This is a genomic window from Achromobacter sp. 1L-A-4-B-C2, from assembly GCF_057291955.1.
The window spans coordinates 119146-139222 of sequence record NZ_JBXAWP010000003.1 but is presented as its reverse complement, the minus strand read 5'-3'; the positions used below and the strand labels follow the sequence as shown (position 1 = coordinate 139222).

Here is a 20077-nt window from a genome sequence, read left to right as displayed (position 1 = left end):
CAACTGGTCAGCAAATGCGCAGCTAGAAGCCGCATGTTTGCTTGTGTCGCCTTTCGGTTGCGGAGCGGATTTTAGCGGGTCGGACCGACCTTATCTCCCTTGCGTTCCCTAACGTAATGCTCGGTCATTTGGATGGATTTGTGCCCGAGTTGGCGCTGTGCCTGCCGGATATCGCCGGACGACTCAGCCGTGTCGGTTCCGGCCTTTGCCCGAAGGTCTCGGAACTGGAAGCCTTCCTTTGGCACCCCGGCTTCTTCCCGCGCAGCATAGAACCTCTGGCGCAGCGCGTCATACCCTAGGCGCTGCCCGGACTCGTTCACTACCAGCGCGGTAGACGTCACCTTGTATCCGGCCTTGCGGGCTCGGATTCGGGCTATCACCTTCGCCAACTCTCCTTCCACGCTGATGCGCAGCTTCTTCCCGGTCTTGTTCTGCCCGAGGTGAAGCATCCCGTCACGGATATCCCGCTCGTCGAACTTCAGCGTGTCGGCTGGACGCTGGCCAGTCAGATAGGCAAGATCCATGGCATCCCGGGTAGGCCCGTCTGCCTTCGCCCATACGCGCTCGAATACGTCGTCCTCTACGTACACGTCCCGTCCGGTCTCCCGGTTCTTGCGGACGCCAGCGCAAGGGTTGGGTGCGTCCGTAATCCCCACTTCCCGGGCGAAGTTGAACACGTGGCTGAACAGGGCGATTTCCCGGTTGACCCGGACGTGGCCCGGGTTTGGCGGTACTTCGCGCTTGTTTTCCATGTACCACTGCCGGGCCAAGTCACTGCGCCATGCCATGTACTGCTTGATGAGCTGGGGCTTGATGGCGTCCAGAGGAGCGGGCGGGTCGTCGAAGAACTTGTACAGGACCGCGAATTCCTTAAGGTTGTCGGCCTGGGTCCGGGGTGCTTTTGTCACGAGCACATCCCGGATGTAGCGTTCGGCCGCATATCGGAAGGTGGCAACCGGGGCAGATGACGGGGCGTTATCCCGCTCCAGGTCTGCCCACTGCCTGACGGCATCCACCAGATCCGGCCCCAGCGGCACTTCTACGCGTGGTCGACCGCCCATGTCGTAGTAGTAGTAGACCGTCCCGCTCTTCTGCTTGCGGGCGCGCATCCGTGGCGGAAGGTTGGTGTTCTTGTAAGGTTTTCGGCCCATATCAGGCTGCTCTCAAAACTCGGGGCTGCCAGGCAGGCTTCGGTTGCTCTGCGCTTGGTCGGCCCATGATATTGGCTCGAACGACCACCGGGCGCCCTCGGGCGTTCAGATAGAACGGAATACCCATCGTGCGCAGGCACTCGGCCTGCAACTGCTCGCGGTGAACGGTCTTGCCCTTGATGCGCTTACCGGTCTTGATGCCGGTCAGTTCGGCCATCTCTTCGGCGCTCAAAAACGTATTCATATCGGCTCCTATTTCACTCGCCAGAGATTGAGTCCGTAGAGTCCCGGCCGCCCTTTGAGCGGTGCGAAGATCATTCGCATCTTGGTTGCCGGGTGCAAAGCGTTCGAAAATGTTCCCATGCGCTTTGGCCGAAGCCGACGCTTACGGATCTTCATATCGCCTCCTACTTACTGAAATCACACGAGAGTGAAGGGCGCCCATAAGCTATGAGCGCCACGCAATGCGCGCCTGAGGGTGTCCTGAACTCGTATACGCCGTTGTCGAACGTTGGCAGGCTGCCCAGACGCAGACCGATGGTGGGCTTCTGGGCGTCTGCCTGCGAGCAAGCCCCAAGAGCGGCAAGCATCGCGCAGAGCAAAAGACGTTTCATATCGCCTCCAAAACGAAGCCCGGCATTAAGCCGAGCGCTTCTTTACTAGGCGGAAACCAAGGCGGTCAGCCGCTTCCTTGACCATCCGAACCGACATCGCGTCGGTTGGCTCGTCTCGACGAAATGCGCCCGCCGCAATCGGCACGAAGCGGTAACTGTCGAACACGCCGATGGTCTGGGCGTCGGCATGCTCACACAGCACAACGTGCCCATAGCCAAGATCCGTCTGCCGGTCCTTTTCGCCAAAGCCCATGGCGAAGTTCATCGATCGCGCTATGTTCTTGCCCAGGTTCGGGTCGTTCTCCCAATTCCCGGCTTGATCGTTGTAGAGCATCACAACGGTTCGGAATCCCATCTGGTTTCTCCAAAACGAAGCCCGCGCTAGGCGGGCTGGGTTTGCTTCTGGAACACGTGGCAGGGGACGTTTATCCCTACCCTGGTGTTGTCTTTCTGGAAGGTGATGTAGGCGTAACCCTCCGGGGGGATGACCTTCTCAACGATGCCTTCGAAGTCGGACCGGTGTACATCGTCGCCACGCTCAACCGCGTCATCAGCGGCGTTGACGATTTCTTGTACGCTGGATGCGATGTCGTATTCCCACGCGAACGAGCGCATGCGCCAACCCTTGTAGGCCGGATAGTTCTCGCCAACCCAATCCACAACGCCCTTAAAATGTTCTTCCATCTGGTTTCTCCAAAACGAAGCCCGCGCTAGGCGGGCTGTTTCATCCAATTCTTGCGGGTGGTTCTGAGCATCTGCTCAATAACGTCAGTCACTGCGGGTCTTTCCTATTTCTGCTGCTGCTCGGACGATGGCCCGGCGGGCGCACCATTCTCGGTCGCCGTTGTCACCTTCGTAGGTGATGGCGCCGCGTTCTTCTCCCCAGGCGATGACTTCTATATCGTCGTCCCGAAAGCTCACATCAAGGCGCACCTTCACTGCCAGCCGCAGCGCCTGCCCGTCATCCTGAAGCGGGTTCCAGCGCTCTACCGGGCTGCCGTCGTCTTCCACGATCCATACGTCGAAGTTGTCTGACCGCGTGGTGTGCCCAGCAGCCTTCGCCGCCAGTTCCAGCAATTCACGATCTGTCATCTTCCTTCTCCGGATTAGCCTTCACCCAAGCCCTGGCCCATCGCTCCATCAGTACGCCCGCATGCGACCAGTTATCAGCGTATCGGTCGATCAGGTGGAATGCGATGGCGGGGTCACGCTTGGACCAGTCGTCGGTTTCAGGGTCGATTTCGGGGAGCATGGTCATGGGGATTCCTTGTCGAGTTCATCGGCTCGAATCGATATGCGTTCGACGGGGACAGAATTGCCGCTAGAGAACTTCTCCACGACAACGCGGCAGATTCCCACCAGCGCATCCCGCTCGGCTCGCGACAGGGTGACCGCTTCGCCATCCGCCTTGCAGTACGTAGGCCGCTGGGCGATTGCTTCGATTTCCTCTTGCGTCATGTTGGCTCCATTTATGAGACATTGCGGCGCCAGATGCGCCATATTTGCGCTGCCTGCCTGCCCGGCCTCGTTGCTACCTGTGCAGGCGTAGCGATGGTCTGCCGCCCGAGGGCAGCGCTTATTCCCGCACACCGGGCACAGCACCATCCGCATATCCCCGAACGACACGGGGCGGCAGGTGGCGCACCAGCACGCGGCCGGTGCCTGGTGTTGGGCTGCGTGTGCCATTTATTTCTCCAGTGCCAGCACGGCCAGCAAAACGACGAATCCAAGGATGATCATTACGGCGACTGCCTGTAGGCCGGGGGAATCGGCGGTGGATGGAGGCGCGGCCGGCTTCGGATAAAGAACAGGGACGCAGGCTGCATATTCCAGTTGCTTGTCGCGGCTGGCTGTGGCTGGGTCGAAGGATGCGGCCAGCGCCTGGCAATCTGCCTTGCTTCGCCCCGGGCTCACATGGCCCTTGGGCATGGTCAAGATGAAGGTGGGGGTGGGCATTACTGCTCCTTGTTGTCGGTGGTAGCGCGCTTATTCCACTTATCGACGTGATCGCCCTTATCTGACCACGGGGCTTGCGCGCCGCAATGGCCGCACTTGACGAAGTAGGCCGGGTGAAGAGTCGTGCCTTCGATATGTTCGGTTTTGGGGTCGCTGTGGCCGCAGAACGGGCACGGTTTCAGGTCAGCCACGTCCGCCTCCGTCCGTGCGGGGGTGCTGGCGGTGGGCCCAGGCCGTGATAGCGTGCGCTGCGGCCATAACGCCGGCGGGGTCGAGCGGGCCATTTAGATGCGTCACGATCGTTCCGGCGATGAAATGGACATCCCCCGCACCCTTCGCGCAATCCCCGCCGTCCTTGTCAGCCTGGGGCGTGCATGCGTCGATGCAAGCTTGAAGCTGCGGCGCTTGCTTCTTCGCTTCCTCGGCGTCACCGCCTGCACAGATGAATCCAGCGATGAATCCGTCGGTTCGCGCATTGCGCACCGCCTCGCTGGCCTGGGGCGCGGCAAGAAAGAGCGCGCGAGCATCTTTCGGCCGGGTCGCGCGAACCACATCGAACGCGGATTGGTCGCATTCCTTCCATTCGGGGCTGTACGGATGGCGCACCTGATACGCCACCGGCTGCGCCTCCCCGGCTACAGGGGCGCACTCCGGGCAAGGTTCGGCGTCGTATCCAGAATGCGGAGTTAGGCCGCCCACCATTCCATGACCGTTGCACGTAAGGCATTTGTCGTCGGCTACAGGAGCGCTTGCCACGGGAGCGGCGGCCAGCATGGCCTTATAGGCGGCGACAGCCCCGTGCCCCGCGCTGGCGTGCGGGGTAATGCGCTCGGTTGCGCCCACCTCGATCATGCCGGGCGTTGGCTCTACCGGCACCAGAGCGTAACCGGCGGGCAGGGCAACAGGGGCGCTTGCCAGGGCGGCGCGAATCACCCCGGCTTTCTGGTCCGCGTGCCATGAACTCCCGGATGACTTGGCCTGCCTTACCAGATAGTCGAGAGCGCTCATGGCCTCCCGCTCATCGCCCGCCTGCACGCCCTCCGCGCGCAGCTTGGACAGCATCGCTCGCAGCACCCCGGCGCGAACGCCGATATGCACATTTGGTCCGAAACGCGGAATATCGCGTTGCACCTGCTTTTCCAGGTCCATCAAAGCGGCATCCGTCAGCCCAGGCTGGGCGGCGTTGTTCTCAGTCATGCTGCTTTCCTTTTCTCAGTGCGGCAGCGCCGCGCAACCTCAACTAGCCACGCGGCCAGCTCGGGGGGGGTGTGCTCGCGCTCTGCCTTGGTGATGTGCGGGCGGTAGTCTTGGCGCTTGCGGGACTGGACGACATGGGTTGCTTCACCCAGCACCAGGGGGACGGGCGGCATATCCGCGGGCGCCACTCCAACGATGTAGAACCACGTCGCCTTCTCGGCCTTGTGGCCCCACCACATCTGCGGCGCTGCGAAGGTCCAGCCGCCGTACTGGTCTCGGGCACCACCAGGTCGTGGCAGCATCTGGGCGGCCCAGAGCGTGCTGCCGGCCGGGTGTTCCAATACGCCGCCGAATTCACGCACCAGGGCCACTGCCAGGCGCGCAAGGTTCATTTCGTCCGGGCGCGGATTTGCGAAGGTCCGGAGGCGACCCCACGCACGGCACGGCGGATGCGCTACCACTGGCATGCCGCCCTGAAACGTCCTGGCGTCGCGGGCGATGTCGAACACGTCCACGCCCGGCAGCCCCTTGTAGGTGCTGTCTTGGCGAGCGAATAAGACGGCCACGTCCATCACGCCTCTCCCTTCTGCTGGGCAATGGCGGCGCGGGCAACATCAGCGAACATCACCAGCCAGCGGCGGCCCCGCTCATTCTCGGCGTCCATCCGCTCCAGTAGCTTCGGGCTGTAGTCGCGCCCGTACACCGTCCAGATTTCCAGCCCCATGTGTGCGTAGTGGTTCGGGTCTGGCTGTTCCAGGCCCGCGCTACCCAGCGGCCGGATGCGTGCGCAGCCGATGAAGGCCCGCCACCGTGCCGCATCCAGCGCATCGCCAGCAGCGGGAGCGGCAGCGACCGTTTCGGGCCAGTGTTCTTTGCGCAGTTCTCTCAACTGCACCTCAAGCGCGTCCAAGCCGGCTGCGCTCGTAAACATGATCTGCCCACGGATTCTGGAATGGTCAAACGGACCGTGGCCGCAAACCTTGAGGTCACCAATGGTTCGCGTGGCGCGGTCATGGTCCGAGGCCTGGGAAAATACGATCTGGGCCGCCTCACCGGATGCCGTGGTCTGAATGATGTATTCCCCCAAACCCAGCACGACGCCGAGGGATAGGCGCCGCTCAACCTCCCCCGTCGCTCCGGTGGGTATAGGGTGCGAGGTAGGGGCGGGGGTGCAGTCCGAGTGTTCCTCGGCATCAAGGATCGCTTTTCGGGCGTTGTACAGCGCCATCCGTACTTCTTCAGCCGCGCGCACGCCATTCAACCGCCACAACAGCGCCTCCAAGTCGCCCGTGCAGATCAAGTCATAAAGCGATGCGGGGATAGGCTTCCATTCTGTGTTCATGCTCTCAGGCTCCAGGGAAGAAGAATTCCACCGCGCGGCGGCAGATGAATAGGATGGTTCCGATAACGGCGATGAACCCGATAACGAAGCCCGGCAGACCCACGGACATCACCAAATTGACTACCGGGTCTTCGTCGTACTGAGGGGAGTCTTTGGATTCCACGTGGATCTCCAGGCAATAGAAGGGCAGCCCCGGACAGACGGCGGGGTACGGGGCTGCGGGGGGGGCTTAGAGGTAGTGCGCTTTGCGGCCGAACATCGGACTGAATGGGATATCGTCGTCAATGTCGGCCAGACTGCCACCGGAGGTCTGGGCGCGGCCACCGCCGCTCTGCTCCGCGTAATCGTTACGCTTCGGGGCGGCTTGCTGCGCGGGTGGCCGCTGTTGGTCTTCCTTCTGGGTGACGGACAGACTCATGAACTTTCCCTTGGCTCCTTCCTTGACCCAAGCCGATAGCCAGTATTCGACGCCGCCTACATTGATATTTCCTTTGTAATCAGGTTGGCTATCGGAGTTCTTGCGGTCGTTCTTGAACAGGACGCCTCGGTCCGTGTTGTCGTAGGTCATTTCTATCCCTTGATCTTCAAAAGTGTTTCCTGAACCAGTTCTAAGAACTGCGCGCGGCGTGCCCGCAGCCGTTCGATTTCGTCTTGGTAGTCGGTCGCCATCAGCCTGTAGACCAGCAATTGCTTGTCCGCTGGGAAGTCCGAGCAGTAGCTAACAAAGTCGAACCAGTCGCGCCCCGTGCAGTCCAGATGGCCGATTAGCTGCCATCGATATGCCGGGTCGAACTCGCCCCTAGTCAAGGTGGCGTAATGGGTGCTGGCGATGACGGACTTGATTTCGACGCCGCCGTCATCGTTCACCAGCCCGTCCGGGGAATCGCCGTAGGTGCCGTGGCAGAAGAAGCCGCCGTTGCTGACGTCGACGAAATACTCTTCCTCGTAGAGCATGCGGGCCACCGGTTCCTGCTCGTGTCCGCGCTCCATGTGCTCGTTGCTGAAGCTGTACTCGGCTTTCTTGCCGGTAGCCAGTTCCAGAGCAAGTTGCAGGGCATAGCGCTTGGCTGGGTCGCCGAAGGCTTTGCCGTCGTTCGCCATGATGCAACCGAAGTTTGAGGCGGTCGCCTTACCTAGCCGCAACGCCTGCCATTCCTCGGTGTTCTGCTGGACGTCATGAAACTGCATTTGCAGGCTCCCCGGCCTCGCACTCTTCCATGAGTTGGGCCTGATGCTCTTCGGACATACTTACCCGGGCTAGCACTGCATCCAGACTGCCATCGCGCTTGTACGCAGACTTGGCGTTCTCCCAGGCTTTCGTCTGGTTCGGCGTCAGGTACTTGCGCTCAGGAGCGTGTGGGCTGATACGCAGGCCTTCAACCGTCTCCTTGCCGAAGCGGACGTTGTGGTCCACGTAGACTGTGATGCGGATGTTCTGCCAGTCGTCGATAAAGGCGGACCCGGTCAGCCCCTTCATGGTCTTGCTGTTCGAAGCGTTCAAGATCATCGGCTTTAGCTTCTCGCCGGGGCGTAGCTCCTTCTCGACGAAGTGGGCAGTGTTGAACATGTCCTTCGTCTTCTTGGTGCGATCAACCTCGAGCGAGACGCGGGCGACCGTCAAAACGGTCGGCTCGACGATATCGGCGCTGCTCAGGTACGGGCTATCGAACGCCTTCCGGTAATGAGTTTTCTCAGTCATGGCTTAGTCCTTCCCCGGCGCCGTCAGCTTGCCGATGATCGCGTCGCAAACCAGGTCCTCGATGCGTTCACGCAGGTCGACGGCTGACATCGTGTCGATTCAAGTAATCGTCGATGTTGATGGTGATTTCGGTCATATCTATTCCTTAGCTGCGTACTTCGTCCCGCCGTCGTGCGCCCATTGCTCGTTAGAGGCCTTCTCAGATTGCTGAATCTTCCCGTAGGCCAGTACAGCAACACCGACGAAGAGCAGGCAGGCAGAAAAAATGCCTACTTTCTCGTAGGCATCCGTTTGGAGTAGCTTGCGCAGGAGGCGGATCATTGGTCGTCGTCCTGGCTATACGCCCGCGCCCGGTCCTCTGGCTCCAGGTCGAAGAAGTTCTCTACGCCGCCACGTTCAGCAGCGTGTTCCATGATTGCGGCCCGCTCATCTGCCGGGCGATCCCAGAATCCGTTATTCATGCTGATTTCCTCAGAATGGCCGCCACCTCATCACCGATGAGCGCAACCAGGTACAGGGCGGCGAACAGGCCGATTAGGTGGGATAGGGTGGGGAGGGTCATTCAACCGTCCAACTCGATGGCTATGGCGTGCTTGATATCGCGCTGCAAGCCGAGCACCCACGGGCTGTTGCTGTACATCACCGCGTACAGAATCGCCATGTGGTCAGCCGGGCCCAGGTTGGCGAAGAAGTCCGCATCCCCCAGCCGCTTGGCCCAGTACAGCGCGTCGTGGTTGTCTGCATCCCAGCTAGCAGGATTGCCCAGCGTCTGGCATACGTCTTGGACGGTGGCCGTTAAGACCTCGTACTGCTCGTCTCCGTGGTAACGGTCCATGTCACCACCCCACGTAATAGATCAGAGGGCCAAGGAGGATCGCGTAGTACCAGCGCATGTCCCAGGCGTTGCGAAGCATCTGCTTTAGGTCATCCATCTCGGGCCTCCGGGATAAGTGCTAAATGTGGCCACGCCTTTCCGCGTTTAATCTGAAAGACGTTTGATTTACCTATGCCATGATCGGCGGCGATCTCTTTGTAGCCACGTTGGTCATAGAAAATTGATTTGACTTGAGCTTCGGTAAGCTTCGCTCGCGTATTCTTGCGACCTAACTGGAGGGCACGGCGGCCTTTGGCATCCATGTCTTGGACGTTCTCGAGCTGAGTGCCCGCAAATAGGTGGTCCGGGTTGACGCAAGAAGTCACATCGCAGCGGTGGCATACAACCTCACCTCGCTTGATCGGACCATTCCACGTCTCATACGCGTACCTATGGGCTACGACGTTCTTCCCACTCGCATGGAATTGTCCATAACCGCGCTCTCGGACGGCCCCCATCCAAATCCAACACCCGGACATGGGCACACGTTCTACGTACGATTCAAAACGTTCGTTGATAGATGGCATGGGATCACCGTTTAAAGGTGCAGTCCTCCGGCCATCCAGTCACGGCGCATCACCGATCACGCACCCGGGCCCGGGATTGCTGTAGGCGAATTGCTTGGATAGGTGGGGGAAGACTGCGTAAGTCGTAGATTCACTTCTTCCAGACGTCACTGCGCCCCGGATAAAGCACCGGTTTGTCGTACCCGTTTTCGCGTGTTGAAAGTTGAGTTGTGCAGCGCGGCTAAGGCGCTACCGCAGTGACGTCTGGGGGAAGTGCTGGTTACGGTTCCAGCTCCGGCAACTACTCCGGACGATTGCTGATGGCAGCCGGGTTTGGCCCGGCCCGGCTAGCACGGTACTGCTGCCATCAAGGGAGGCGGCTTGCTCTCGTCGTGCCCTTCGGTTGCTCGCTGCGGCAATAGCAGCATCACAAACCGCCTCTCTTGATAGTCCCCGCTACTTTCCCGGGGTGGTCAGCCCGCAGCCTTCATCCGCACACGAGGATCGTGTTTGTCTGGCTTAGGCGTTGATGGCTTACAGTTTCGGCTTCTCTGCCACCCCTTGCGGACACCAGCGCGCCGGGGGATGGTTCCATGTTTCAGGTGCCTCATGGGCTGCTGCCATCAAGGGTGCTGGCGGGCCACCTGCGCCTAGCGCGCTTGGCGCATCGGAGCAGTTCATGGAGTCGAACCATGCCGCTCAGCACTCTTGATAGCGCCGCGTTTCGTGCGGCTACGGCTGCTGTGCAGCACCAGGGGGAGAATTCGTAGGGTTATTCGCCCTTGTTGCGCAGCTTCTCGTGGATGTGAATAAGCTTGGTCAGAAGCTCGTCGCGTTGCTGCGGCGTGTCCAAGTAGAAGAAGCCCATTTCGATGGCGGTGGGAATGTCGCCGCTGATGTCCATCTTGCTGCCATGCTTGGATCGGAACGTGCATTTGGCGCGTGCCGGAGGTTGTCTCGTTGCCATCTCTTCTCCTTTGCCCTCGGGCTTATCAACGGGATGGGGGTTAAGCCGCTCCGCGACCTTGCATGTAGCCGAGCGGATATTTCTCGGCGCGGCGCTTCTCTTCCATCTTGTGGCGAACCGCCCACGCCAACTGATCGCTGATGCGACGGGCCTTTTTGTTCAGCAGCCAGATAGAACCGGTTTCAGGATTAGCGCAGCACGGGGCTTGGCTGACCCAGGTAATGGCATCGACCAGCTCCTGAGTGCTATACGCGTCGGCCAGACGGCACGAGTCCCAGCCGAATACGCCGCGGCTGAGAGACGGCGGGGCAATTCGTTGGCCTGTCGCCATGCTCGTTCTCCTTGTTAATCGGTATGAATCCTGAAAGAAGCGGGCCGGGCTCTGCGATCAAGCGGCAAGAGACTTCGGCGACTCGTCTTTATGAATCGTTTTCTTAAAGCCAATACCCGCTGCGACGTGATAGATCACGATCCCTTCAGGGTTCATGAACCCGGGAGCGGCGCGACTACCGAGCAATGAAAGTTCGTCTATCACGCACTCCACCGTGCTAACACCTAGCACCCCTCGATACAGCTCAGGCACTACCAAGCAGCAGTCCGGTCGTACGCCGTCATCCGACCACCGCGATACGTTAAACAGCGAAAACCTTTTGTCTCGCACGCCATATCGCCGTTGAATTCCAGCACCCCACCATTCGCCGAAATGGCGACCGGGGCCAAGCTTCAAGAGTTCGCTGCGGTTCTCCTGTACCCAAGCGGCGAACCCATAGTTGTCGAATTCTGGGGTGATCCATCGCGTCCGGCTGCCAACGAATATGTCACCGTATTCGGTGATCGCAATTTGCGCGTTCGTTCCGTCTATCTTCTCGGTGATGATGCATTCACGCGAGAACCGCGCCATTTTCGGAAAGTCTTCGAATTCCATTTCTCTCTCCTTGTTCATTCGTAAGCCCGCTCTAGGAACGGGCTGGCGGCTATCACTTCACAAGGTCTTGCAGGGCTTTCCCGCTGCCTCGGAAGTCGATATCAGGAATGATCTGCTGCGGCTTGAACGTGACGCGGTAGTGGTAGGCGCTGGCCTTAACCGCTTCCAGCTGCTCGGCAAAAAACGTCACGTTGTCGGAAAGCCCGAGGAAGTGCTTCTTGTATTCACCGGGGCCGGTCATGCAGATGACATGCAAGGTCTTGCCGGTCGAGCTTGTGTCAATCGAGCAGCGGCCTTCAACGGTCAGCATGTACTGATCGGTGATGCCGTTGTAGAAGACGATGCGGCGGTTCACTTCGAAGTTGTCTGCAGCCTTGGACAGATTGCGACTGGCGACTCGGGCGTCATCGTCACAAGCTGCGAGTAGGGCGACCAGCGGCAGCAGCACTAAGAGCTTCTTCATCATTTCTCCGGGGTAATGAGTCATCACACATGAATCGCTGCGCTGCCATCCAGCGGCGATTCAAATGTGGCCTCCAAAGAGGCTCATTTGCGTCCCTTGCTCGCAGCGTCCACGTCTCCCAAGGGGTACTCGTCGTGGCGATCCGGTCCACCAGGTTGCAGCCCTGGCTAGGCAATTCCCTTCTCACGCGACCCGTACTGCGGTCATTCGGGCTAACGGGCGTCAGGTGGCGCCATAAACCTGCCTGAGTACTCCCGTCGCGGATCGGTGCTGGCCTGAGGCCTAAGCGGTGTTCCGTGAGGCAGTGACTCAATTAAACCATTGCTTTATATTAAAAGCAAGCAATGGTTTATGTATGGGCGTAAAAAAACCCGCACATGGCGGGTTGCGGGGCAGGGCGTTCTATCTGAGCCTTGGGGGCAAGGCAGGGATGGCGCTGCCAAAGGTAAGCACAAAGCAGCCAAACAGAACGACCAGGATAGTAAGCACGGAGAAAATCTTGGCGATCACGGAAACGTCAGCTCGCCCCAGCATGTCGACCATGCGGGTGAAGATGTATGCACCGACCATCAGTCCGATTGCTGGAATCATTCGATACGCTCCGTGGGTTGATGCCGGGATGGTAATGGAATTTATGGGCAGGTGGGCGAAGAGCCTGACTGGATCTCTGCGTACATCTTCTCTGTCTTCTCTGTCCACCATCCGCGCTTACGAAAGGCGGGCTTCGAGTAAACCGTTTGGATACCCGTCCTGGCCTTGGTCGTTCCATCCGCTGCCGCGTTCAGTTCGATAACCCCGTAGACAAAATCCGTCTGGCCAGCGATCCCTTTCATGAACAGATCGACCTTGGACCCATCACCGGTAGTCGTCGGGTACCACGCTGGCGCCTGGTCGAGAATGCCACCGCACGCCCTGGCATAGTTTTGCAGCCCAGCGAACACTTTTTCCGGAGGAATAGCTAGTGAAGTTTCTGACCAGTCAAAGTCGTCATGCTGCAATTTCCCGGGCGGCGTTGCGCAGCCTCCTATGAGCAAGGCCGTCAAAACAAGTGCACCAAGACGCATTCGGCTACCTCGACTGAAAGAAGTGTTCGGCTAGCGCCGTAACCATTGTCCAGCCTCATCGTCCCGCAGTCTGGCCCCGGTCCACACAACCTGACCTAAGACGCGGACGGGAGGCCCATTTTCTAGGGATATGTCCGGATAAGCCGGGTTGAAAGACCTGGCCACCCAGCGCTTGGTCAATTTGTCGCGCGCCACGGTCTTGACGATCATCTTGCCGTCATAGTTGATGGCGTAGACCCCGCCGTTAGCCAGGTCGCTCAACGAAAGGCTTTCATTTGGGACAACTAACAGTGCGGCACCGTCTTTAATTACGGGTTCCATGCTGTCGCCCTTTGCGTAGACGACGCGCGCCTTTCCGGAATCAGCTCCGACCGACCGAAGGAACGAGCGGCGGAATTGCATTACACCGGTCTGCGTCTCATCGACGATCTCGATCCCGTCGCCAGCTGCGAGGCGGACGTCCGCCATTTCAGGAACCTTCTCAAATTTGTCGTTCGCTGCGTGGGGATCGCCTGGGCCAACGTTGGCCACAACACCTACCTCAGTCGAAAGCCTGATACGGCTTTCCAGTTCCGATTGAGCAACGGTTCTGCCACCCTCCCAGGGTGCGGGCGGCATCCCGCCAATACGCATAGGGAATGCGTCTTCTGCCAGATCCATATCGACGACTGATCCGCGCGCCCCTGAGCCACGCAATGAGGCTTGTTGAGAAGGCACGCTGATAGTCGTCGTGCCCCCGTCATACCCCTGGAGCGCAAAGAGGATAACGCCCTCTAGGTGCTTGAGGCGATCAGCCGGGAGCGCGTCGATTCGTTCGCGGTCCACCGAGGCAAAGGGCCACGGTGCAGACGCGCCGATGCCGGTCGTGTCTTCGTCCAGGTCGTCTCCCGGGAGCCACCAGGAAATGGGCAGCCCCGTCATCCGCGCCAAGGTCTTTATGTGTTGCTTTCCAACACGCCCGTTGGTCTTCCATCCGTTGATGGCTTGGACCGTAACTCCACATGCGTCGGCAACGTCTTTAGCGGGCACGAGTCCGCGCCCGATGGTCGCGGCAACTTTGCCTGCGAGGTCTTCGGGCGGCGATGAGAGGAGTTCTTGAATCAGAGCGGGGGAAAGCATTGCTTGATTGTGCTTGCGCAGCGGGCATGCAAGCAATGATTGCTTTTCATAAAGCATTGGTTTAGTATGGAGGCAAGTGATGCTTTAGGACCGGATATGGACCGAAATGTCGGCCTCGAAAGGGCCATCTCGATAGTAGGAAGTCAGAAAGCTCTGGCTGCAATCCTCGGAGTGACCCCGCAGTCCGTCAGCCAGTGGGTCAATGGCTCGCGTCCGCTTCCTTCGGAGCACTGCCCGGTCATCGAAGAGGCTACCGGCAAGCGAGTGGTCTGTGAAGAGTTGTTCCCCAACTTCCGTTGGGACGTTTTGCGCAAGCCGCGCCGGGTCAAGAAGGCCAAGCCTGCGATTGCTGCAACTGCGTCGTAGAGAAAGTTGAGTTGTTCCATGCGGTGAATCTTAGTTGCGCCGCACAAACGCCGAAAGGCTGAAAGAAAACAGATTTCAAGGTGACGCATGACCTGCCGCTATACCAACACCGACTGGCTGGACGTTCTCTACAACTGCGTACGCAAGACGCCGGGCGGTGTGGCTGATGCGGCTCGCTTCTTGACCGAGCGTCGCGGCAAATCTATTCACCCCGAATCGCTGCGCGCCAAGTTGAAGCGGTCGGAAGGCGATGCGATCAGCGTGGAAATGGCTGACCTGCTGAGCGAGTGGATGGAAGAAAAGGCTGGCGGCTCCGAGTACGCCCGTGACTGGGTTGAGGCCCACTCGGTTGGGCAACACGGCCTTGCCGTTCTGGACGTACCCCCCGCGCCTGACGGTGGATGGCCTGACGAACTTAGGGCGATTCAAGAGAAGGTCATGCGCGTTTCCGCTCTGACCGGAAAGATTGCTTCGTCGACCATCGATGCTCTTTCTGATGGTTCGCTCTCTCAGCAAGAGAAGGACGAGCTTTACACGCTGTTCATGGACCTGGCAGTTATGGGTTTCCGTGGCGCCCGCAATGTGTCGAGGGCGTAATGGAACGCCAAGTGTTCATCCTCTCCCACCCACTGGCGCGCCGTAATGCGGCTCACGCCTGCGCGAACGCTCCTGACGGCTACCGGGTGGAGATCAAGGAGCGCACCCGGACCATCGATCAAAACGACCTGCTGTGGTCGATCCTGACGGATCTTTCCAAACAGGTTGACTGGTCCATCAACGGAAAGCTGGAAAAGCTGTCGCCGGAAGACTGGAAGGACATTCTGACCGCCAGCCTGGATCAAGAACACCGCATTGCTGAAGGCATCCGTGGCGGCTTCGTCATGCTTGGCCGTCGCACTAGCAAGATGGGCGTTCGCAAGATGAGCGAGCTTATCAACTTCGCCCATTCCGTGGGTGACGAGAAGGGCGTTCAGTGGTCCCCGACTTCCCTCGGCAGGGAGGCTGCATGACCTGGAATACCACCCTCAAGCGCAGCACCCCGCTCCGTGCGCGTGGCGCCATCAGTCGTCGCAGCCAGCCTATCAAGTCGAAGGGCATGAAGGGCACTTCGGTGTCGGTCGCTCAAAAGGCTTTCCATGACCAGTTGGCCAGCCGCATTGGCTGCGTTGCCTGCCGCATGGATGGGATCTTCAACGACTACGTGTCGATCCATCACATAGACGGCCGGACGAAGCCTGAGGCTCACTGGAAGGTGCTTCCTTTGTGCGCGAGTCACCATCAAGACGACGGACTGGCTATCGCTGTTCACCCGCACAAGGCCATGTTCGAAACGCGCTATGGCAAGCAGATGGATCTGCTGGTTTGGTGCATCGAGCAGCTTCAGTTGCAGGGAGCCGAGGTTGCGACTGCTGCGTTGAACGCTGCTGGGTTCTTCCAGAAAGAAAAGTGTCCGGACGCTGTTGTTTCTTCGACGAAAAGCGCCTTCTCCAAGGTCTTTTCGAAAAAAGGGTCTGAACTGCGCAGCGAAGATCCCGTTATCCAAAACGCGGAGCCAGCATGACCGAATCTCAACAGGTCGCTTACGACAAAGCCATGGAAGAAGCACGCAAGCTTGCCAAGCTGAAGCGTCGTACTGCTATGGCTCCGCATGTTCACAAATGGGCAGAGGCGATGAAAGCTCTGCTGGCCTCGTCATGAAGACGTTCATCAAATCTCACGTGATGGAAGGCTACTGCACTGGCCTTATCCCCGCATGGTTTGTGCGGGTTGTTTTCTCGGTCTTGCGACTGAGGGGGTACTGAAATGGCGAATGGAATTGATTGGTTCCGTTGGCACCACGGCACGGTCAACGACCCGAAGTTCCAGCTGGTCGCTAAGAAGTCCGGCGCGTCGGTTGCCGAGGTAATCGCGGTTTGGGCATGCCTTCTCGAAGCCGCTAGTGCTGCGGACGAACGCGGAAACCCTGGCGATATCGACTTTGAAGCTTTGGATTGCGCATTGGGTCTCGCTGATGGACGTACCCAAGCGATCTACACGGCGATGAATGATCGAGCCCTGGTCAACCAGGACACCGGGCGCCTGGCTGCGTGGGAGAAGCGCCAGCCTAAGCGCGAACGCATGGACGACGACAAGAGCACTGATCGTGTGCGGGCTTATCGGCAACGCCAAGGTAGCGCAGGAAACGCCAATAAGGAAAACGGAACGCCACGAAACGCCATGGAACGCCAGGAAACGCCTAGAGAAGAGAAGAGTAGAGAAGAAGAAAAGAAAAACACTTTGTCGGGCAAGCCCGACGAAGCATCAGCCGAAAAGCCTGAACTCGAAAGCGTGAAGGCCTCGAATTCCGAAGCCAGGGAAATCCTGGACCATCTGAACGACCGTACCGGCTGCCACTACCGGGCGGTTGAATCGAACCTGGGCCTGATCCGAGCGCGACTCGGTGAAGGCTATTCCGTCCAAGACGTGAAGGCTGTAATCGACGCCAAAGTCTCGGAGTGGCAGAGCAAACCGGAAATGGCGGTGTACCTGCGGCCAGAAACGCTTTTCGGCGCCCGCAAGTTCTCGGGCTATGTCGGCCAAGTGGAACGGAAGGCACCGGGTGCTGGCTGGTGGCTCAACGCAGGTTTCTCATCGCCGTTCGAAGCGGAGAACGCCGGTTGCAGCGAGAAAACTGCATACCTGTGGCAAGACGGTCATCGCCTGGAGGCAACAGCATGAATGCCCACGAATTGAGCCAACGCTTGGCGGACGACGCCCTGCGCATCGCGGAATACCTGCTGCCCGGTGGCAAGAAGGCATCCGGCGAGTGGAAGGCCGGCAGTGTGTCTGGCGATGCGGGCGGTTCCCTGTCCGTCCGGCTGACCGGCACGAAGAAGGGCGTCTGGAAGGATTTCAATACGGGCGATTCGGGCGATCTTCTGGATCTTTGGGCATCCGTCCGCATCCTGTCCATCGGGCAGGCCATGGCAGAAGCGAAGGCTTTCCTGGGCATCCGAGACAGCATGCCGAAGAAGGAAATGCCGACGTACAAGCGTCCGGCCAAGCCTACCGCGCACAAACCCAAGCAACCCGTGCGGGACTGGCTGATGAGCCGTGGCCTGACTGAAGAAACAATCGCAGCGTTCCAGATCGCCGAACAGGAGCGTAGCGGGAAGGCTTATGCCGTCTTCCCATATCTGCGTGAAGGCGAGTTCATCAACGCCAAGTACCGCTGCGTGTCCGACAAGAAGGACATGCGTCAGGAAGGAGGCGCTGAACCTTGCCTGTTCGGCTGGCAGTTGATCGACCCGAAGGCCCGCACCGTTGCGATCTTCGAAGGCGAGATCGACGCAATGACCGGCCACCAGATGGGGATTCCGTCCCTGTCAGTTAACGCAGGGGCAGGCAATCACCAGTGGCTGGACAACGACTGGGAGCGGCTGCAACGGTTTTCCGAAATTTACCTCTGCTACGACAACGACGAAGCAGGACAGAAGGGCGCCCGGGAAGTGGCCAATCGTTTGGGCCTGGAACGCTGCAAGGTTGTGCTGTTCGACAAGGCCAAGGACGCCAACGACTACATGCTCGGCGGTGCTGAAGCGGCGGACTTTGACCACTGCTTCCGGGCTGCCCGTCCATTCGACCCAGAAGAACTGCGCCCCATGTCGGACTTCTGGGGGCAGGTGAAGGCCTCCTTCTGGCCCAGCGGCGACAAGGTGGTCGATCCCTGCCTGACTTTCAACGGCACCGATCACACGTGGTTCCAGTTCCGCCAGGGTGAGCTCACGGTTTGGACCGGCTACAACGGCCACGGTAAGTCTTTGCTGCTGAACCAGGTGCTGATCGGTTTGCAGTGCCAAGGCGAACGGGTATGCGTGTTCTCGGGAGAAATGACGCCCGTGAACCAGGGCCGTCGCATGACCAAGCAGTTGACCGGTCAAGATCGCCCGGCGCAGGCCTACTTTGACCATTGCGGCCTATGGCTGCAAGACAAGGCGTGGCTGTTCAACCTGACCGGCACGGCCACCATCGACCGCCTGTTGGAAGTCTTCCGCTACGGCTTCAAGCGATATGGGATTCGCCATTTCGTTATCGACAGCCTGATGATGACCGACGTGCCAGAGGACGGCGCTGGCGCCATGTCGGCCCAGAAGGAAGCCATGCGCAAGCTGGCCAGTTTCTGCCGTGAGTTCGGCGTCCACCTTCATCTGGTGGCGCATCCGCGCAAGGGCGAGAACGAGAAAAAGAACCCGGGAAAGATGGACGTCGCTGGTAGCTCGAAGCTGACGGACGCAGCAGACAACGTTTTCTCGGTCTGGTCTGCCCAGAAGGAAGATGGGGAAGCGCCGGATACGCCCGACGCGAAGCTGGAGTTGCACAAGCAGCGCAACGGCGAGACCCAGGCTCGCAGCCTTTACCTGTTCTTTAACCGCCAAGCCATGCAGTTCACCACCAACCCTCAGCGCCGCCCGTACACGTACGTGCAGTACTCCGGCGTGCCCGAAACCGTCTAAGGCCATATCCAGGATCAACCATGAATACGAAGAATCGCAGAGGCAATAAGCGGATAGTGCTCGCGGCCTTAGAGAAACAGAACATGCAGACGATTGCCGAGATTTCGGCGGCGACGGGGCTTACCAAGCCCAGTGTTCGAAACGCGTTGGTTCTCCTTATGGAAGATGAAGCGGTCCATCGCCGACCGGAAGTGAGGCAATTCGCCACCTACGAATCACACGTGTACGCAGTTGGCCGGGGTGAAGCCAAGGAATTGCCGGAAATGCCCATCATCAACGAGCGGGATCGCAAGAAGGCGCTGGAGCACGTGGCGTTGACCATTTGCGTGGTTCGTAGCGGGTACGTGCCTGGCATGTTCGACCCGTTTCGTGTCCTGCGGGCGCAAGTGGGTGCGGCATGAAGCAAATGGACGTTGCGATGGATCCGATGGCCGGCACCGCATCGGCTTCCAAGTACACGCTGGCAATTGATCCTGGCCCAGCTGAATCGGGCTGGTGCCTCATGCTGGATACGCGCCTTGTGGACTCGGGCGTTTATCAGAATCAGGACATGCTGGACTTCATCAAGCACCGGATTCACCAATTCAACCCTACCCGCCTGGCAATCGAGATGATCGCCAGCTACGGAATGGCTGTCGGGAAAGAGGTATTCGAGACGTGCTTGTGGGTGGGACGGTTTGTTCAGGCTTGGCATAGCCCGGATTCGGTCCATCTCGTCTACCGCAAGGACGTGAAGATCCACCTTTGCGGGACCACGAAAGCAAAAGACTCGAATGTCCGCCAAGCAATCATCGATCAGTACCCAGCCTCGGGTGGCGGATCAACTCCCCAGATCGGAATCAAAGCGAAGCCTGGCCCTTTGTATGGGGTTTCCAGTCACGCATGGCCCGCTATCGGTGTGGCCCTGACCGTCCAAGCGTCTATTCGATAAGGAAAACATCATGGCTATGCCGAGAAGCGTTGAAGATTCGAACAAGCAAATGCGCAATGCCGCCATAGATCGGCTGCGCAGCCAGTACGGCGTGAAGATCACCAAGCACACCAGCTGCGCCACCAGGATTGCCGAGGAAATCCACAAGGTCGACCCGAGTCTTCCGACTGGTGAGGCAATGACCGTGATCCGTGCCTGGGTGGCGCTAAGGCCGTCAGAGGTCGTTCCGCCTCGTCTGCTTAAAGATACCGGCCGCGTGTATCAGATGAGCAAAGACAAGGGGCTGCAATTCGCTGCTGCGCGATTGCAAGACATGCGTATGCCGAGCCCGGTGAACATGAGCAGCAAGGTGCTGTACAGCCCGGAGTACGCGTAATGGGCGCGCTCCTGCCTAAGTGGGCGATGGGCGA

General features: G+C 59.4%; 37 protein-coding genes and 1 pseudogene. 10 read left to right on the top strand and 28 right to left on the bottom strand.

Going from position 1 to position 20077, the window contains the following annotated elements; all coding sequences use genetic code 11:
* Nucleotides 1–71 precede the first annotated feature (71 nt).
* The 28 genes and pseudogenes from AC0Z35_RS14125 to AC0Z35_RS13990 form a co-directional block, all read right to left on the bottom strand.
* On the bottom strand, nucleotides 72–1151 hold the full coding sequence (locus tag AC0Z35_RS14125; RefSeq protein ID WP_485132415.1) for a tyrosine-type recombinase/integrase: 1080 nt from the start codon (nucleotides 1149–1151) through the stop codon (nucleotides 72–74).
* A gap of 1 nt (nucleotide 1152) precedes the next feature.
* A complete protein-coding gene (locus tag AC0Z35_RS14120; protein WP_485132416.1) occupies nucleotides 1153–1395 on the bottom strand; it encodes a DUF4224 domain-containing protein in 243 nt (80 codons plus the stop codon).
* A gap of 395 nt (nucleotides 1396–1790) precedes the next feature.
* On the bottom strand, nucleotides 1791–2120 hold the full coding sequence (locus tag AC0Z35_RS14115) for a hypothetical protein (protein ID WP_485132417.1): 330 nt from the start codon (nucleotides 2118–2120) through the stop codon (nucleotides 1791–1793).
* 26 nt (nucleotides 2121–2146) lie between these two features.
* Nucleotides 2147–2449 carry a hypothetical protein gene (locus tag AC0Z35_RS14110; protein ID WP_088591516.1) on the bottom strand — a complete coding sequence of 101 codons (303 nt, stop codon included), beginning with the start codon at nucleotides 2447–2449 and terminating at the stop codon, nucleotides 2147–2149.
* Nucleotides 2450–2533: 84 nt separating this feature from the next.
* Nucleotides 2534–2857, bottom strand: a complete 324-nt coding sequence (locus AC0Z35_RS14105; protein ID WP_485132418.1) for a hypothetical protein — start codon at nucleotides 2855–2857, stop codon at nucleotides 2534–2536.
* Nucleotides 2844–3023 carry a hypothetical protein gene (locus tag AC0Z35_RS14100; protein ID WP_485132419.1) on the bottom strand — a complete coding sequence of 60 codons (180 nt, stop codon included), beginning with the start codon at nucleotides 3021–3023 and terminating at the stop codon, nucleotides 2844–2846. The genes AC0Z35_RS14105 and AC0Z35_RS14100 overlap by 14 nt, the downstream gene beginning before the upstream one ends.
* Nucleotides 3020–3223, bottom strand: a complete 204-nt coding sequence (locus tag AC0Z35_RS14095; RefSeq protein ID WP_485132420.1) for a hypothetical protein — start codon at nucleotides 3221–3223, stop codon at nucleotides 3020–3022. Before AC0Z35_RS14095 ends, AC0Z35_RS14100 begins: the two co-directional genes overlap by 4 nt.
* 228 nt (nucleotides 3224–3451) lie before the next feature.
* Complete coding sequence (locus AC0Z35_RS14090) at nucleotides 3452–3721, bottom strand: hypothetical protein (protein ID WP_485132421.1); 270 nt, start codon at nucleotides 3719–3721, stop codon at nucleotides 3452–3454.
* Nucleotides 3721–3912: a Lar family restriction alleviation protein gene (locus tag AC0Z35_RS14085; protein ID WP_485132422.1), complete on the bottom strand. Its 192-nt coding sequence runs from the start codon at nucleotides 3910–3912 to the stop codon at nucleotides 3721–3723. Before AC0Z35_RS14085 ends, AC0Z35_RS14090 begins: the two co-directional genes overlap by 1 nt.
* Complete coding sequence (locus AC0Z35_RS14080; protein WP_485132423.1) at nucleotides 3905–4918, bottom strand: hypothetical protein; 1014 nt, start codon at nucleotides 4916–4918, stop codon at nucleotides 3905–3907. The genes AC0Z35_RS14085 and AC0Z35_RS14080 overlap by 8 nt, the downstream gene beginning before the upstream one ends.
* Nucleotides 4915–5490 carry a hypothetical protein gene (locus AC0Z35_RS14075; RefSeq protein ID WP_485132424.1) on the bottom strand — a complete coding sequence of 192 codons (576 nt, stop codon included), beginning with the start codon at nucleotides 5488–5490 and terminating at the stop codon, nucleotides 4915–4917. The genes AC0Z35_RS14080 and AC0Z35_RS14075 overlap by 4 nt, the downstream gene beginning before the upstream one ends.
* A complete protein-coding gene (locus AC0Z35_RS14070) occupies nucleotides 5490–6260 on the bottom strand; it encodes a hypothetical protein (RefSeq protein WP_485132425.1) in 771 nt (256 codons plus the stop codon). Before AC0Z35_RS14070 ends, AC0Z35_RS14075 begins: the two co-directional genes overlap by 1 nt.
* 4 nt (nucleotides 6261–6264) lie before the next feature.
* A complete protein-coding gene (locus AC0Z35_RS14065; RefSeq protein ID WP_185975355.1) occupies nucleotides 6265–6423 on the bottom strand; it encodes a hypothetical protein in 159 nt (52 codons plus the stop codon).
* A 66-nt stretch (nucleotides 6424–6489) separates the two neighbouring features.
* Nucleotides 6490–6828, bottom strand: a complete 339-nt coding sequence (locus tag AC0Z35_RS14060; protein WP_485132426.1) for a hypothetical protein — start codon at nucleotides 6826–6828, stop codon at nucleotides 6490–6492.
* A 2-nt stretch (nucleotides 6829–6830) separates the two neighbouring features.
* Complete coding sequence (locus tag AC0Z35_RS14055) at nucleotides 6831–7448, bottom strand: lambda exonuclease family protein (protein ID WP_485132427.1); 618 nt, start codon at nucleotides 7446–7448, stop codon at nucleotides 6831–6833.
* A complete protein-coding gene (locus AC0Z35_RS14050) occupies nucleotides 7435–7959 on the bottom strand; it encodes a hypothetical protein (protein WP_485132428.1) in 525 nt (174 codons plus the stop codon). Before AC0Z35_RS14050 ends, AC0Z35_RS14055 begins: the two co-directional genes overlap by 14 nt.
* Before the next feature lie 138 nt (nucleotides 7960–8097).
* Nucleotides 8098–8280, bottom strand: coding sequence for a hypothetical protein (locus tag AC0Z35_RS14045; RefSeq protein ID WP_485132429.1), 183 nt, complete (start codon nucleotides 8278–8280; stop codon nucleotides 8098–8100).
* Complete coding sequence (locus AC0Z35_RS14040) at nucleotides 8277–8420, bottom strand: hypothetical protein (RefSeq protein WP_485132430.1); 144 nt, start codon at nucleotides 8418–8420, stop codon at nucleotides 8277–8279. The genes AC0Z35_RS14045 and AC0Z35_RS14040 overlap by 4 nt, the downstream gene beginning before the upstream one ends.
* Before the next feature lie 101 nt (nucleotides 8421–8521).
* Entirely contained in the window at nucleotides 8522–8794 is a 273-nt protein-coding gene (locus tag AC0Z35_RS14035; RefSeq protein ID WP_485132431.1) for a hypothetical protein, read from the bottom strand.
* Nucleotides 8795–8883: 89 nt separating this feature from the next.
* On the bottom strand, nucleotides 8884–9096 hold the full coding sequence (locus AC0Z35_RS14030; RefSeq protein WP_485132500.1) for a hypothetical protein: 213 nt from the start codon (nucleotides 9094–9096) through the stop codon (nucleotides 8884–8886).
* A gap of 18 nt (nucleotides 9097–9114) precedes the next feature.
* Nucleotides 9115–9291: pseudogene (locus tag AC0Z35_RS14025) on the bottom strand (HNH endonuclease signature motif containing protein); the annotation flags it as partial.
* Nucleotides 9292–10111: 820 nt separating this feature from the next.
* Nucleotides 10112–10306 carry a hypothetical protein gene (locus AC0Z35_RS14020; protein WP_485132432.1) on the bottom strand — a complete coding sequence of 65 codons (195 nt, stop codon included), beginning with the start codon at nucleotides 10304–10306 and terminating at the stop codon, nucleotides 10112–10114.
* Nucleotides 10307–10346: 40 nt separating this feature from the next.
* On the bottom strand, nucleotides 10347–10637 hold the full coding sequence (locus tag AC0Z35_RS14015; protein ID WP_485132433.1) for a hypothetical protein: 291 nt from the start codon (nucleotides 10635–10637) through the stop codon (nucleotides 10347–10349).
* Nucleotides 10638–10694: 57 nt separating this feature from the next.
* Entirely contained in the window at nucleotides 10695–11231 is a 537-nt protein-coding gene (locus tag AC0Z35_RS14010; RefSeq protein ID WP_485132434.1) for an RNA ligase family protein, read from the bottom strand.
* Between the two features lie 52 nt (nucleotides 11232–11283).
* Entirely contained in the window at nucleotides 11284–11697 is a 414-nt protein-coding gene (locus AC0Z35_RS14005) for a beta-sandwich lipoprotein (protein WP_485133314.1), read from the bottom strand.
* A gap of 399 nt (nucleotides 11698–12096) precedes the next feature.
* Nucleotides 12097–12285, bottom strand: a complete 189-nt coding sequence (locus tag AC0Z35_RS14000; RefSeq protein ID WP_485132436.1) for a hypothetical protein — start codon at nucleotides 12283–12285, stop codon at nucleotides 12097–12099.
* Between the two features lie 41 nt (nucleotides 12286–12326).
* Entirely contained in the window at nucleotides 12327–12758 is a 432-nt protein-coding gene (locus tag AC0Z35_RS13995) for a hypothetical protein (RefSeq protein ID WP_485132437.1), read from the bottom strand.
* A 30-nt stretch (nucleotides 12759–12788) separates the two neighbouring features.
* On the bottom strand, nucleotides 12789–13934 hold the full coding sequence (locus AC0Z35_RS13990; RefSeq protein ID WP_485132438.1) for a S24 family peptidase: 1146 nt from the start codon (nucleotides 13932–13934) through the stop codon (nucleotides 12789–12791).
* Nucleotides 13935–13973: 39 nt separating this feature from the next.
* Between AC0Z35_RS13990 and AC0Z35_RS13985 the strand changes: the two genes are divergently transcribed.
* The 10 genes from AC0Z35_RS13985 to AC0Z35_RS13940 all read left to right on the top strand — a co-directional run bounded on the left by AC0Z35_RS13985 (nucleotide 13974) and on the right by AC0Z35_RS13940 (nucleotide 20043).
* Nucleotides 13974–14243: a YdaS family helix-turn-helix protein gene (locus tag AC0Z35_RS13985; protein WP_485132439.1), complete on the top strand. Its 270-nt coding sequence runs from the start codon at nucleotides 13974–13976 to the stop codon at nucleotides 14241–14243.
* A gap of 87 nt (nucleotides 14244–14330) precedes the next feature.
* Nucleotides 14331–14840: a hypothetical protein gene (locus tag AC0Z35_RS13980; protein ID WP_485132440.1), complete on the top strand. Its 510-nt coding sequence runs from the start codon at nucleotides 14331–14333 to the stop codon at nucleotides 14838–14840.
* Nucleotides 14840–15253, top strand: a complete 414-nt coding sequence (locus AC0Z35_RS13975; RefSeq protein ID WP_485132441.1) for a recombination protein NinB — start codon at nucleotides 14840–14842, stop codon at nucleotides 15251–15253. Before AC0Z35_RS13980 ends, AC0Z35_RS13975 begins: the two co-directional genes overlap by 1 nt.
* Nucleotides 15250–15804 carry a Ref family recombination enhancement nuclease gene (locus AC0Z35_RS13970; protein ID WP_485132442.1) on the top strand — a complete coding sequence of 185 codons (555 nt, stop codon included), beginning with the start codon at nucleotides 15250–15252 and terminating at the stop codon, nucleotides 15802–15804. The genes AC0Z35_RS13975 and AC0Z35_RS13970 overlap by 4 nt, the downstream gene beginning before the upstream one ends.
* On the top strand, nucleotides 15801–15941 hold the full coding sequence (locus tag AC0Z35_RS13965; protein WP_485132443.1) for a hypothetical protein: 141 nt from the start codon (nucleotides 15801–15803) through the stop codon (nucleotides 15939–15941). The genes AC0Z35_RS13970 and AC0Z35_RS13965 overlap by 4 nt, the downstream gene beginning before the upstream one ends.
* 105 nt (nucleotides 15942–16046) lie before the next feature.
* Entirely contained in the window at nucleotides 16047–16961 is a 915-nt protein-coding gene (locus tag AC0Z35_RS13960) for a conserved phage C-terminal domain-containing protein (protein WP_485132444.1), read from the top strand.
* Nucleotides 16958–18736, top strand: a complete 1779-nt coding sequence (locus tag AC0Z35_RS13955) for a bifunctional DNA primase/helicase (protein WP_485132445.1) — start codon at nucleotides 16958–16960, stop codon at nucleotides 18734–18736. The genes AC0Z35_RS13960 and AC0Z35_RS13955 overlap by 4 nt, the downstream gene beginning before the upstream one ends.
* Nucleotides 18737–18756: 20 nt before the next feature.
* Complete coding sequence (locus AC0Z35_RS13950; protein ID WP_485132446.1) at nucleotides 18757–19137, top strand: helix-turn-helix domain-containing protein; 381 nt, start codon at nucleotides 18757–18759, stop codon at nucleotides 19135–19137.
* A complete protein-coding gene (locus tag AC0Z35_RS13945) occupies nucleotides 19134–19667 on the top strand; it encodes a hypothetical protein (protein ID WP_485132447.1) in 534 nt (177 codons plus the stop codon). The genes AC0Z35_RS13950 and AC0Z35_RS13945 overlap by 4 nt, the downstream gene beginning before the upstream one ends.
* Before the next feature lie 10 nt (nucleotides 19668–19677).
* Nucleotides 19678–20043, top strand: a complete 366-nt coding sequence (locus AC0Z35_RS13940) for a hypothetical protein (RefSeq protein ID WP_485132448.1) — start codon at nucleotides 19678–19680, stop codon at nucleotides 20041–20043.
* Nucleotides 20044–20077 lie beyond the last annotated feature (34 nt).

Bases quoted from the DNA above. Each gene is read 5' to 3' on its own strand.
- AC0Z35_RS14045 (WP_485132429.1), bottom strand. From the start codon at position 8,280: ATGATCCGCCTCCTGCGCAAGCTACTCCAAACGGATGCCTACGAGAAA.
- AC0Z35_RS14010 (WP_485132434.1), bottom strand. From the start codon at position 11,231: ATGGAATTCGAAGACTTTCCGAAAATGGCGCGGTTCTCGCGTGAATGC.
- AC0Z35_RS14090 (WP_485132421.1), bottom strand. From the start codon at position 3,721: ATGCCCACCCCCACCTTCATCTTGACCATGCCCAAGGGCCATGTGAGC.
- AC0Z35_RS14015 (WP_485132433.1), bottom strand. From the start codon at position 10,637: ATGGCGACAGGCCAACGAATTGCCCCGCCGTCTCTCAGCCGCGGCGTA.
- AC0Z35_RS14105 (WP_485132418.1), bottom strand. From the start codon at position 2,857: ATGACAGATCGTGAATTGCTGGAACTGGCGGCGAAGGCTGCTGGGCAC.
- AC0Z35_RS14005 (WP_485133314.1), bottom strand. From the start codon at position 11,697: ATGATGAAGAAGCTCTTAGTGCTGCTGCCGCTGGTCGCCCTACTCGCA.
- AC0Z35_RS13945 (WP_485132447.1), top strand. From the start codon at position 19,134: ATGAAGCAAATGGACGTTGCGATGGATCCGATGGCCGGCACCGCATCG.
- AC0Z35_RS14055 (WP_485132427.1), bottom strand. From the start codon at position 7,448: ATGCAGTTTCATGACGTCCAGCAGAACACCGAGGAATGGCAGGCGTTG.
- AC0Z35_RS14070 (WP_485132425.1), bottom strand. From the start codon at position 6,260: ATGAACACAGAATGGAAGCCTATCCCCGCATCGCTTTATGACTTGATC.
- AC0Z35_RS13990 (WP_485132438.1), bottom strand. From the start codon at position 13,934: ATGCTTTATGAAAAGCAATCATTGCTTGCATGCCCGCTGCGCAAGCAC.
- AC0Z35_RS13960 (WP_485132444.1), top strand. From the start codon at position 16,047: ATGGCGAATGGAATTGATTGGTTCCGTTGGCACCACGGCACGGTCAAC.
- AC0Z35_RS14120 (WP_485132416.1), bottom strand. From the start codon at position 1,395: ATGAATACGTTTTTGAGCGCCGAAGAGATGGCCGAACTGACCGGCATC.
- AC0Z35_RS13965 (WP_485132443.1), top strand. From the start codon at position 15,801: ATGACCGAATCTCAACAGGTCGCTTACGACAAAGCCATGGAAGAAGCA.
- AC0Z35_RS13970 (WP_485132442.1), top strand. From the start codon at position 15,250: ATGACCTGGAATACCACCCTCAAGCGCAGCACCCCGCTCCGTGCGCGT.
- AC0Z35_RS14060 (WP_485132426.1), bottom strand. From the start codon at position 6,828: ATGACCTACGACAACACGGACCGAGGCGTCCTGTTCAAGAACGACCGC.
- AC0Z35_RS14075 (WP_485132424.1), bottom strand. From the start codon at position 5,490: ATGGACGTGGCCGTCTTATTCGCTCGCCAAGACAGCACCTACAAGGGG.
- AC0Z35_RS14125 (WP_485132415.1), bottom strand. From the start codon at position 1,151: ATGGGCCGAAAACCTTACAAGAACACCAACCTTCCGCCACGGATGCGC.
- AC0Z35_RS14000 (WP_485132436.1), bottom strand. From the start codon at position 12,285: ATGATTCCAGCAATCGGACTGATGGTCGGTGCATACATCTTCACCCGC.
- AC0Z35_RS13985 (WP_485132439.1), top strand. From the start codon at position 13,974: ATGGACCGAAATGTCGGCCTCGAAAGGGCCATCTCGATAGTAGGAAGT.
- AC0Z35_RS14110 (WP_088591516.1), bottom strand. From the start codon at position 2,449: ATGGAAGAACATTTTAAGGGCGTTGTGGATTGGGTTGGCGAGAACTAT.
- AC0Z35_RS13950 (WP_485132446.1), top strand. From the start codon at position 18,757: ATGAATACGAAGAATCGCAGAGGCAATAAGCGGATAGTGCTCGCGGCC.
- AC0Z35_RS13980 (WP_485132440.1), top strand. From the start codon at position 14,331: ATGACCTGCCGCTATACCAACACCGACTGGCTGGACGTTCTCTACAAC.
- AC0Z35_RS14080 (WP_485132423.1), bottom strand. From the start codon at position 4,918: ATGACTGAGAACAACGCCGCCCAGCCTGGGCTGACGGATGCCGCTTTG.
- AC0Z35_RS14040 (WP_485132430.1), bottom strand. From the start codon at position 8,420: ATGAATAACGGATTCTGGGATCGCCCGGCAGATGAGCGGGCCGCAATC.
- AC0Z35_RS13975 (WP_485132441.1), top strand. From the start codon at position 14,840: ATGGAACGCCAAGTGTTCATCCTCTCCCACCCACTGGCGCGCCGTAAT.
- AC0Z35_RS14100 (WP_485132419.1), bottom strand. From the start codon at position 3,023: ATGACCATGCTCCCCGAAATCGACCCTGAAACCGACGACTGGTCCAAG.
- AC0Z35_RS13940 (WP_485132448.1), top strand. From the start codon at position 19,678: ATGGCTATGCCGAGAAGCGTTGAAGATTCGAACAAGCAAATGCGCAAT.
- AC0Z35_RS14020 (WP_485132432.1), bottom strand. From the start codon at position 10,306: ATGGCAACGAGACAACCTCCGGCACGCGCCAAATGCACGTTCCGATCC.
- AC0Z35_RS13955 (WP_485132445.1), top strand. From the start codon at position 16,958: ATGAATGCCCACGAATTGAGCCAACGCTTGGCGGACGACGCCCTGCGC.
- AC0Z35_RS14050 (WP_485132428.1), bottom strand. From the start codon at position 7,959: ATGACTGAGAAAACTCATTACCGGAAGGCGTTCGATAGCCCGTACCTG.
- AC0Z35_RS14030 (WP_485132500.1), bottom strand. From the start codon at position 9,096: ATGGATGCCAAAGGCCGCCGTGCCCTCCAGTTAGGTCGCAAGAATACG.
- AC0Z35_RS14095 (WP_485132420.1), bottom strand. From the start codon at position 3,223: ATGACGCAAGAGGAAATCGAAGCAATCGCCCAGCGGCCTACGTACTGC.
- AC0Z35_RS14115 (WP_485132417.1), bottom strand. From the start codon at position 2,120: ATGGGATTCCGAACCGTTGTGATGCTCTACAACGATCAAGCCGGGAAT.
- AC0Z35_RS14035 (WP_485132431.1), bottom strand. From the start codon at position 8,794: ATGGACCGTTACCACGGAGACGAGCAGTACGAGGTCTTAACGGCCACC.
- AC0Z35_RS13995 (WP_485132437.1), bottom strand. From the start codon at position 12,758: ATGCGTCTTGGTGCACTTGTTTTGACGGCCTTGCTCATAGGAGGCTGC.